Source organism: Anaerobiospirillum sp. NML120448 (genome assembly GCF_023050945.1).
Taxonomy (GTDB): domain Bacteria; phylum Pseudomonadota; class Gammaproteobacteria; order Enterobacterales; family Succinivibrionaceae; genus Anaerobiospirillum.
In genome coordinates, this window is the sequence record NZ_JALKIM010000096.1 from 1 (window position 1) to 11841 (window position 11841).

The window sequence follows — 11841 nt, forward strand, 5'->3', positions numbered from 1 at the left end:
AATTCTATTATAGCATCGATACAAGAAACTATACTATATTGACATTTTGGTTTTATACATACATATAGATGATTACAGATTTGTTTCGGTAATTTAGACGGAAATCATACTATTGTCGGTCTATATGCATGAAACATGTATCAATATTCTTTTATTTGCCAGAGGTAAGTTGCCAGCAGCAAAGTCACAATACCAGTGAAACTTGCCTATGCAAGTTCATGGCATCGGTTGCTTTTTTGGGAGCATGATTGCTGACTAAAGCTTTGCTAGGAGGGGCTCCTTAAATGCTTAAAAGCTTGGCTGCGTCCATATAAGGAGCTAGTTAATGATGTAATTTATAAGAGTAGTAGATAGCTAAAACACCTGGCACTCGGAGCTCATGACCTTCTAATTGCTAGGTTGAGTAAACTATGGCTGTGACAACAATTTTTTTAGTTGCGCTGCTAAAGCAAAACTGGAGTTTATTTTTAGGGGTGGACTAGGGCTGCGATTGGGCTGCGAGCAAGAAAAAACCTAGCTTAGGGCTACCAAGCTAGGTTTAGTAAATGCCTTATGGGGTGGAATTGTTTATTGGACGGCATTAAGTAGTTAATAAGTACGACTCATGGGGCGGTGCTGCCTCATGGGTATGGTCAGCACGCTTGCCTGCCTGCAATGCAGGCCATGCTTGCCTGCTAGCGATGCTAGCAGGAGGCTGGCCTGACTTTAGTTAACTTTGGGTAGAGAGGCTTTGAGCGTCGTCCTTAGCTTGCTCTCTCTGGGAGCCATGGAGGTGCTTGTGGCGTAGGCTACGTAAGAGTAAGAAGGACATTACGGTTACTGAGAGTACGCCTGCTGCTTGTACTAAGTAGGTGTTTGGTAGACCAATAGCATGGGCTAAGAAACCAATTAGGGCAGGGCCAATTAAACCACCTGAGTAGCCAATAGCGTTAATTACAGTTAAAGAGATATGAGTTGGTACTTCTTCAATACGAGCACAGACTGAGAATAGTTGAGGTACCACATTACTTGCTCCTACACCAATTACAGCAAAACCTACGAGAGCTGCTATATAGTGTGGTACAAAAACGCTAATCAGATAGCCTAATACGATTAAGAAGGTGCCGATAATAATAATGCGACCACGACCAAGGATAGAAACTAATTTATCTCCAGTAAGGCGGAAAATAGTCATTGCAATAGAGAATGCAGCAAAACCATAGCCAGCTGCCTCAATGCTAACCCCACGCTCAGCAGTTAAGAACACACCAGTCCAGTCAAGCATAGAACCTTCGGTCATATACATAACAAAGCACATAAAACCAATGAGCAAGATAGTGCCATTAGTATAGTGAGCTAAAGCGCCTTTTTTCTTTTGGCTATTAGTATCTTCAGTAGAGGATGGGGCAGGCTCAGGAGCTTGGCTTAAAAAAGTACCATCATCAGCTACATTGATAGTAGGTAGTAAATATCTACCACCCCAGAAAAGACATATGAGCATAATGGCACAAGCATAAATACCAGAGAACATAAAAGGCATGCTATGGGTTAGCAAGAAAGTAACACTCAAAGAGCCTGCAAAGCCACCGACACTATAAAGACCATGTAAACCTGACATTACATTCTTATTAGAAACACGTTCAATAATGGCAGCATTAACATTGGCCACCACCTCAAGTAGCACTAGACAGGCACCCATGATAAATAGGATGGCAGCTAGCAAATATAGGTGGTAAACAAAAGGAATAGCGGCTAAGCAGATAGCAATAATAATGGTAGAAAAATAGGCAGGAATTTTACATCCTAATTTAGAGCTGACATAGCCTGCGGTAGTCATGGTGGTGAAAGCACCAATACCTACACATAATAAGAGTATACCTAAGTTATGCTCATCCAGAGCAAAACGCTCTTTAACAAAAGGGATCATAGGAGCCCAAGCAGCAATACAAAAGCCTGCAATTAAGAAGGCAATGCGGTTGGACAACAGGCGCTTGGAGTAAAGGAAATCGCAAGACATACTAAACACCTACCAAATAAGAACTAAAGCCACTATGAGATCCTGGCTATCAGCTAAAAGAACACAGCTAACAAAGCTTGGAAAATACTAGGCGAGGCTATGCAAGCCAAGCCGCATCTGCTCTAGAGCTAACGTGCCCTCACCTGAACTAAAAGCTTACTGTGACTTGAGCGGCTAAGCATCAAGGTTTAGCAAACTATTGTTTAAGGCTTGAGCTTGAGCTATAGCTAAACAATTAGAGATCTCATAATGATTACAAAGACAAACACTAAAACACCAAAGGCTTACTATGCTTGCAACTTAGATGACAGTTTAAGAACGCAAGCCTAAAGGCTTGAGCTCAATCTTAGCAAAAAGGGAAATTGCTCATAGAGCAGAGGTAAAACTAAAAGCTAATCAGGTTAATATAGTGTAGTTTTGAGCCGTTATTATGGGTTTATGTACCAAAACATAGCGTATATTGTATAGTTAGTTATGAACTGAAAATAGCAAGGTCAGCTAAATGGAAGTAGCTTGTAACTGCTGGCTACTTAAAAGTTTGCAAGACTGCCTTTAGTTCTCCGCTTTAAATTATTGTGCCTTAGATAAGAAAATCTTGAGTGCTCTCTTATGCCTTCTTAATTAATAGAGGGTAATTTAGCTGCGCAAATTACTTACTAAATTCAGTGGCTCTGAGTGATGCAAAGGCTAGCGTGTGGTAGTGGTTTGGTAATACTAACAGCTGGCAAAGTTTTGCCTGTGTGATTTTTACTGCTCTGATGGTTTTGATTTTCCAAGGTAAGCTCAGTGCTAGCAAAATGTGGCGCTTCAAGCTCAAACTGCCAGTATGGCTGGTGGCTGTAGTGTGAGGGGCTGAGGAGGTGCTGGTGCTGGCTCTGTCCTGATACATGGGTAGGGATGGTGCTGGTGCTGAGGTGGACGTATGGCGCATACTTCATGCAGCATGCTGCATGCTATATGCTGTGTGCTCTATGATGAGCGGGGTGAATTTGGGCTGGGTGTGGGCTGGGCTTGGCCATGACAAAGGGCTCTATTGAGCCCTTTTTGGAATTGGAGTTGTTAGGATTAATTTTTAACTGTTAGTAGGTCAATATATGCACCCAATTCATTACGTACAATTCTATCAACGGTACCGTCATCGAGCATGTCCTGATAGGTCTTTTGCAACTCACGGCTGATAGGAGAGTCTTTCTTAAAGAATAGGGCAATACCTGTTTCAGTGTCTGGCAGACGGTAGGCTACCTTTAAGCCTGCGTTAGGCCAGGTCTTGATGTACTCAAGAGCGATAATTTCATCAACTAATAAAGCATCGGCCTTGCCTGTGGCTACGGCATAGAAGGTCATAAAGGTTGAGGACACTTCATAAAGGTGCATGCCAGGGTTTTGATCTGCAATAGAGGTTACGTTGGTGCCAATTTGGATGGCTAAAGTGCGATTTTGTAAATCTTTAATATCATCAATAGTGTCATTAGCTCGAGTAACCATGCATACACTGTTGTAAACATAAGGCTCAGTTACAGAGTAGTGGGCAGAGCGCTCAGCTGTGGCACTTAGAGCACCAGCTACGATATCAGCTTTACCAGAGCGGCCTAGAGTCACCATTTCATCAAGTGTCATCATAGCCATTTCGTCTTGGTGAGTTTTAAAGCCAGTGCGTTTTTGTAGTTCCTTAATTAAAGATACATCCACACCCCTTGGCTTATGGAAGTCATCTGTGATTTCAATAAATGGAGGGGCTACAGCTACAGCAACAACTAAGGTCTTATCAGACAAACTTTGGGATAGAGCGGGAGCTGAACCAAACAAGAATGAGCCAAAGGCAACAGAGGCAGCAAGTTTAGTCCAAAAGCTAAAAGCTCGATTACGGCTTTGTAAAGCTTGGTTGTTAACCTTAGTGTCGGTGTTTGCATTTTGAGCTACTGCTGGGCAGCTGCGCATAGGTTTGTCCTCATGTAAGAATGCTAAATAATATGCTTTAGTCTTACGCTCTAAACTTAGTACAAGGAGCAGCTTTGTAAGATAAAGCATGCAACTATTAGGCGTATGACTACATTAATGTTCCCAGAGACATCATAAAACCCCTGCGTTAGCCTCTATGGCTTCATCAAGTAAGAGTAAGGGGCACTATGATGTTTAGGGAGTTGTTAGTAAATGGTAAAACTTACTTATTAATCAACTTACAAAAAGAGGCCTGGCAAGCTTCAAACTTAATAAGTGGTATATAAATTTTCTAACCATGATGAATCATGACGTATACAGGTACATAGCAGTGTGTTTGTAAGCTATATACTGTCAAGAAAATTAAGTTAACAGGCTAAGAAAAAAAACAGATATGCTCTTTTCTGTACTTCCATACTAACGAGCAAATAATACTAAAAATACCATCAAAAGAAAATATTTTTTTAAAGAATTTAACTAATTAAAAACAAATAATAAAACGTGATAAATATAGCGTTTTAAAGCATTATTTTAGTAAAAGGCATACTACCATACGAGAGCCTAGATAAGCAGCTAAACCACCAAAATTTAAATTGCTAAAACTGAGAGCCTTATTGCTCCAAAGTTTTAACAAAGCACTAGCCAAAAGATAATCAACATTTAAGCTAAATCTCACCGCAGCTTAAGCTAATTGATAATTTTTTGCAAAAACATATCAATAGCACAGCCTCCTCCAAAACAGTACTAAAGATAGGGCGCATTCTTATTAGTTAATACCAAGTTGTAGTGAATACTATTAGGGCACAAGCGTAAGCTTGCCTCTAAGTAAGCTAACAAGCTAATAAGCCGCTAACATTGCAAGGCTCATTACCATTTGCCTCTCACCCATTGCCCTTGAACAACCGCTAATTGCAAGTAGCCCCTCGCACTTCACCCATTACCTCTGCTTATATTGCTATAGCAGACCGCTCATTGCTCATTGCTCATTGCTCATTGCTTATTGCTTATTGCTTATTGCTTATTAACCATTAAACATTAACCATAAAGTAGAGCGTCTAATAAAAATGAGCCCCTAGAACAGATAACTGCGGTTCTAGGAGCGTATATGGCGGTTAGCTATTTTAGAAAAGTTACTGGGGCTTTTTAGAGATAGTATGACTTTATAGGACATATTTCATATTTGGTTTTTGTAAAAAAACGCAACAAAGCGCAAAGGATAATCTTCTCTTATAAGCTCATTAGCTTATTGCTCAATCAATCTATGTTAGTAAATATATCGTCACTAAAAATACGTAAAACTGGTTTTCATTGATAATTTTTTAGGAAATAGGGCTATGGAAAATTTGCTTTAAAACCATATTTAATCAAGATTTAACGAGAATTTGATAATAATTAACAGATGAAAAAATTGAGCAAGATCACTAAAATCTGGTACTTTTTTACTGACTCATGTAGCACGAAGGTTGAGTTTATCTATATTTACATCTTGTTTACATGCACAAAATTGCGCTAAAACAATTTTCTTGAGTTGCTGATAAAAAATGGGTCAAAATTCACCAGTGTAACATTGATAAACGTAAATGAAAGTATGTCACAAATAGATATAACAATTATTCAGATTTGGGAAAAATATGTGTCTTATGAAAGATAAACTGGATTTAATAAATCGAATTTCATTAATGGAGCAATAATGGCTTATTAATCATATTTTGGCTTAAGATCTAGGTATATAGTGCCTTGCATACAAGTTGATAAAAATTAGCCAAAAAATTATTAAAAAATTACAAAAAAGTTCTTGCAATACATAAGTTATTTTGTATAATGTAGATACTCCTTATGTTTGTTTGATTGTTACCCCCTGAGTGTTCTTACACTCGGGGGTTTTTTATTGTGTAAAGCACAATCCTGCCTTAAAAACTCCCTAAATCAACTATAAAAACTAGACTCATTATCTTGGGCTTTTGTAAGATTTTGCCTAAGAAATGTTACAAGTAACTAAGGCAGAATATCTTAATAAGCGCTTCAATCCTAATCACAATCAGGCTTGACATTCTTTAATAGTTACAAAATGTTTTTTAACATAACATTTGCCCTTCTTTAGCTGTTTTTAAGCCATCTTGCCATTTTTTAAAGCTAGACGCTAAAAGTCCTCCTAAAACGCAATAATCCTCATATATAAGCAATTTAGCCAAAGAAAATATCTAACTATCTGCAACCAATTATCAACTTTTACCCTGTTGATAGATCCCCTTATGAATGCAACCATAATCGCTAACTACCCATTATGGGGAAATTTGCAGTTTTATTGATTTTGCATAAAGATAGTGCTAGATGCATATTTGTGCCTCATCACCCCAGCTAGATTTGCAACCTCGCACCCTAAAGGTAGTTCTGATACTAAGCTCTTGATGGATAAACCAACCAACCAACCAATTAACTAACTAACTAACTAACTAACTAACTAACAACAAACTAGCCAGCCAATCAGTCTGCCAGCCTGCAAATCAAGCTAGCAAGCAAAGCAGCTAAATTGCTCACTTACACACACACACACACTCTCTCTCTCTCTCTCTCTCTTACTTACTACTTACCAACTAGTGAGTTTGTTAATCAGCTGTCCTATGAAGCTGATTAAATAGTGGTTTGCCTGAATGATTAATTGCTTGCTTTTTCTTTCTTTCTTTCTTTACTTCTTTATTGCCTGCCTCTGCAACTGCTTTTTTGAGCACTTCAAGTCCATGCCCTCATATTTTTAGTAGGAGACCCCAAAAGATTGCTCAAATAACAATAAGCTCTTACGTTTGCCGCACATAAGGTATGTCTATTCTTATATAAGTTCCTGCACCAGTACTTGACCCTTTACCAGTTCTTATTAGAGTTTGAGCTAATACCATTGCTCTGCTCTGCTCTGCTCTAGCTTCTGTTGGTAGGGATGGGCATAGGCATGGGCGTGGGCATTGGTAGGTGCTAGAGCCTATGCTACTTATATAGAGGTAGTCAGAGGATGCTGATATTGCTACTGATACTAATTAGTATTCTTTATTCGTTGTACCAGAGGCAAAGATAGTATGGGACGATTAAGACTAATGTAATACTTGCTAACTTATTCCTAAGCTCAATATGATACTTTGCATTGCAAGGTACTCTTAAGAATGGTTGGACTAGAACTGACTATTACTAATAGGCCTTGAGAATTAATAATAAGTCATTGCCCTTTAGGCTAGGAATCAATGCTAAGTTGAGCTCATGTAATTAAGCTAAGATAGCTTGATTCTGAGGCTTACAAAGCTTACTAGCAGTTCAAAGGTATATCAGGACTAAGATAAGCAGATTGGACTTTATTAATGCTAAGCCCAGACACTGTAATGATAAGTTAGGGCCTTGCTAAGCTCGTGCTCAGATAGTGCTAAACATTAGGAACAGAGAGCTAACTTTCCTTGGCAAAGATAGGATATAGCAAATATAGGCTTGCTTAACTAATACCAGCTAATGGTTAAACAGCTCAGTTGTATATGGTCAGGTATGCTAGTTTAGGGAAAGGCACGATAAGCTAACTGTACTTCTTAACATACCTTTAGTGATGGCCAATGGGCTTTTACTGACCATAGATTGTAATTGCCTGTTTTGTTTGTTTATTCGTATATAGACTTGCTCTTTGAAGGTACGAATAGTTTGGAAACATGGTGCTTGATTGAGCAGGGCTAACGCTGTGGCCTTAAGCCTTACTAATTTACATCTTTGCTACTAGCTAATGGCGATATATTAGGCAGCTCTATTAGCGGTCAGGATAAATGTTTCAGCTCGTAGTAGGTTTGGATGCCTTATAGAAAGCTCGATTAAGGGACTTGTCTAAGCTAAGCCTACATAATTTCAGCTTTTGGCTGAGCCTGGCCATGGCCATAGGCCTGGGCATGAGCTTGGTTTTGAGCTTGTATTTTAACTGAGACAGGGGCTGTCAATTAGGCAGTTCTATAAGCTCAGTAGCTTTCATCATAAGTGTACCAGGCTGTTGTGGTCATAGGCAGTAGCTGTGGCTGGGGCTAAGGGCGGTGCTATAGCTGGAGCTGGTGCAGTGTCATAGGCTTTAGTAGGTGCAAGCTTACTCTAAGGGGCTGGATGATGCACCATTTTTAGGAGCTTTGCTCAAAAAACGCTAGCAATTAAGAGATAGGGCTAACAACTATTTGAAGTTAGCCGCTGGCGCTAGTGCTAATATGACAAAATTATGGTTTAATTAAATTAAAAAAGTTTGCAAGAGAAATAGGAGATCATTATGGAGATGTCAACAACTAAGAGCTCAATATCTAAGGCCAAGAGCTGGAAAAAGTTAGCCTTAGTTGGTGCTTGTTGTGTGGCTATGCCCCTAATGCTTAATGGCTGCGGTTTAATTATTGCCGCAGGAGCTGGTGGTGCGGGCGTTGCAGCTGTGCAGCAAGACAGTCGCTCTATATACAATATGGCTTATGATGAGGGTATTGAGCAAAATGCTTATCGCTTCATTAAGTCTAACTCTGTACTTTCCAAGCCAGAAGATCTCAGAATTGCTGTTACCGCCTTTAATGGTAATGTCTTAATTACTGGTCAAACCATTAATCGTGATTACTTAAAGTGGGTAGTTAAGCAAATCGAAGGCTTAGAGCATGTTCGCAAGGTCTATAATTACGCAACCTTGCAAAAGCCAGTACCTTCTACTGTAGTTTCTAGTGATGCTATTATTACCTCTAAGATTAAGGCTCAATTGCTCTTTGGTAAGGACATCAACTCTAATCGCTTTAAAGTGATTACTGAAAATGGCAATGTCTTCTTAATGGGTATTGTAAATCGTGATGAGAGCAAGCGTGCTATTAATACTGTATTAGGTATTGATGGCGTACGTAAGGTTTATCATATCTTTGATTACATTGACGACACTGTTTATAAGGGCAATGGCGCTCAGGTAGAAGAGAAAATTACTGTAAGCCCACAAAAGGGCTCAGCCTCTGACTACCAAAAGCCACAGCGCAATTCTAGCTATGTACCACCAGTACAAAATCAGCAAAATGGCGGTGCTTATATTATGGATGAGCCAATGGACTCTGGCCCAAGCTCATTATTAGCCCCTGCTAGTGAGTACTAAGCTTTAATTTAATACTTACTAAAACCAAAGCCCTGCCAAAGATTGTCCTTGAGCAGGGCTTTGCGTTTCTAGGCAAGCCAAAAATGATGAACACAGCTTAGCTCTTGCATTTTGCCCTATAAAACAAAACAAGAAGCGCAGTATTAAAGCATGCCTTGCACAGTTGTCCTTAATTGGCAACTAAAATGACTTTCAAGGGCAAAACCTGTGGCTAGTAAGTGCTAGCAAATTAGAGTAAGAGCGAGCAAGTGCTAGCCAGCACTGCATCTTAAGCGTCTTAGCCATAGAGGCAAACAAGGTGTCCTTTGGGCCTTAGCGGATCTCAAAACTTGGCGGTACAAAATAACAAGTTGTTAGACCGCTTAAGTCAGTAAGCTTAGTTTCTGGTGATTCATTGAGTACTTGGTTAATGACATTAAAGGCAGAGCTATAAAAAGAACATAGCTTAAAAGCTTCTTTAAGCTCATCACTTGGGTTGTCAGTCATTAAATTAGTTAGTGCTCGATAAATAGGCAAATAATCAGTAAGTTGGTGAATATGTATGTTGATAGGCTCGTTATCTCCAATCGACAAAGAGATTGCATCTGAGAAGCTTATTTCTGGCAGCATCATCTGAGTACATATTTCTGGTAGGAAATAGTAAAGCTCTAAAGCTAGCACCTTATCAGGAATGATCTCCTGAAGCTGTAGCGGTAGCTGCTCGTATTCTTCTTGACTACTGCATTGGCCAAACAGACGTAGTGCCACATTTACTTGGTAGTTGAGCTCTTTTTGTTTTGGAGGTAAGAAGAGGTCACTTGGAAGTACTGTGTTTTCGTCTTGTTTTAAAAAGAAAAACATTTTATGAGAGGCAAACTTTTGGGTAGACCAATGCTTGGTCATTTTCACTAACAGTTGAGTAACATCATTGCTCAAAACATTATCAATGCGGCACTCACAAAAGACAGAGCCAAAAGACTTAGAGGCAAAGACTTTTATGTAGCAAAAGCGTTGATTGCCTAAACGTGGTAGCAGCATCTCTTTAAGCTCATCCCAATAATATTGGGCCTCCTCAATATCAGGAGCTTCTCCAATAGAGACGAGATCACTAAGATAAACTTGCCATTTATGCTCATGCCCCATAAAAGTAGAGGTGCAGCTTTCATAGCAGCTTTGTTCACTGAGCATATAAAGCAAACCCTCTAAGCAGGCGCTGCTAAATGATTCTAAGGCATTAGCTAGTGCTTGTGCCGTATCTACACCCATGCCTGCTGAGTTTTCAATAATGCTCTTGTCCCACTGCTCAGATGTAAGCTCAAAACAAAGTAATACACTTTGGGAATTGAGCTGCATAATGGTAGGTCGTAAAACAATATCAAGATTTATAAAGTGTAGTTCATTGCTAATACACTCAGTGACAATATTGTGCTGAGCACAATAATCAATGAGTGATTCACAAATTAACACTTCAATATCAAAGTTATCTTGCTTCTCAAAATTGAGCTGAGCAAGATCCAAATAGGGAGCATGATGTTTACTTTCCATACATATGGTACCTAACATTAAGTTTTACGACTGTTAACCACAATACCAAATAAAAGCGTTCTTAATCCCAAATAAGGCAAGCAAGAACTATTGCTTATAAAGATTATGTGCTGTTAGTCAAGAGCTAAGCGCTGCTGTCTAAAGCTTAACGGCGCTATCATCCACTCTCTTAATGAAACATAGCTAATTGAACTCAATTTGTAAATCTAAGTCTCATTTTTTCATCACTACAGCCCCCAATCAAGCCACCTCTAGTGTGCCTAAGCCCTTTACCAGCAGCAATCCTTCCAAAAGCCAACCAATAAAACTATCAGTAAAGTGAATGATGGCTGCACTTTCTCTTGCTCTTGCTCTTACTCTTATGGTCGTATTAGCCTTTGTTGAGGTGATTGTATTTGCTGAGCGATAGGCTAAGCCTTTAGAAGGGTAAGCTCTTAGTAGGTTTAAGAGCTTTGCCAGAGTCAATCCTTACAAAAGCCAACCAATCAACCTTCGATAGGTAGTGCTGGAGTGCTAGTGCTATTGCTCTTACTCTTATGGGGCTTATTAGGCTTAGTTGAGGTAATTGTATTTGCTGAGCGAAAGGATAAGCCTTTAGAAGGGCAAGCTCTTAGTAGGTTTAAGAGCTTTGCCTGAGCCATTCCTTACAAAAGCCAACCAATCAACCTTCAATAGGAAGTGCTGGAGTGCTGGAGTGCGGGTGCTCTTACTCTTATGGAGCTTAATAGGCTTAGTTGAGGTAATTGTATTTGCTGAGCAATAGGATAAGCCATTTAGATTGTTAAGCTCTTAGTAGGTTTAAGCTCTTTGCCTGAGCTAATCCTTACAAAAGCCAACCAATCAACCTTCAATAGGGAGTGCTGGAGTGCTGGTGCTATTACTCTTACTATCATGGGCTTAATAGGCTTAGTTGAGGTAATTGTATTTGCTGAGCGATAGGCTAAGCCTTTAGAAGGGTAAGCCCTTAGTAGGTTTAAGATCTTTGCCAGAGCCAATCCTTACAAAAGCCAACCAATATAACCACCAGTAAAGTGAATGGTTTCTGCTCTTACTCTTGTTCTTATGGTCGTATTATCCTTAATTGAGGTAATTGTATTTGCTGAGCGATAGGCTAATCCTTTAGATGGGTAAGCTCTTAGTAGCATATCGACCGACATTAAGCGCTGGTTGAACAAAATGTGGCAAAATCTTGTAAAAACACCATCGACAAAACTACACTATATTAACCTTTATGCAAAGTAAATATGTGATATAAGTCACATATAGT

Annotated in this window: 4 protein-coding genes; 1 reads left to right on the plus strand and 3 read right to left on the minus strand. The window is 39.4% G+C overall.

Going from position 1 to position 11841, the window contains the following annotated elements:
* Positions 1–709: 709 nt before the first annotated feature.
* Positions 710–1996 carry an MFS transporter gene (locus MXE38_RS11165; RefSeq protein ID WP_246914931.1) on the minus strand — a complete coding sequence of 429 codons (1287 nt, stop codon included), beginning with the start codon at positions 1994–1996 and terminating at the stop codon, positions 710–712.
* Between the two features lie 1065 nt (positions 1997–3061).
* Complete coding sequence (locus MXE38_RS11170) at positions 3062–4024, minus strand: transporter substrate-binding domain-containing protein (protein WP_246914933.1); 963 nt, start codon at positions 4022–4024, stop codon at positions 3062–3064.
* Positions 4025–8207: 4183 nt separating this feature from the next.
* Between MXE38_RS11170 and MXE38_RS11175 the strand changes: the two genes are divergently transcribed.
* The gene (locus MXE38_RS11175) at positions 8208–9050 is read left to right on the plus strand and encodes a BON domain-containing protein (protein ID WP_246914937.1); all 843 of its coding nucleotides are present in this window, start codon (positions 8208–8210) and stop codon (positions 9048–9050) included.
* Positions 9051–9362: 312 nt separating this feature from the next.
* Here MXE38_RS11175 and MXE38_RS11180 read toward each other — a convergent pair whose 3' ends face one another.
* Positions 9363–10574 (minus strand): DUF6348 family protein, encoded by a 1212-nt coding sequence (locus MXE38_RS11180; protein ID WP_246914939.1) that lies wholly within the window; start codon positions 10572–10574, stop codon positions 9363–9365.
* Positions 10575–11841 lie beyond the last annotated feature (1267 nt).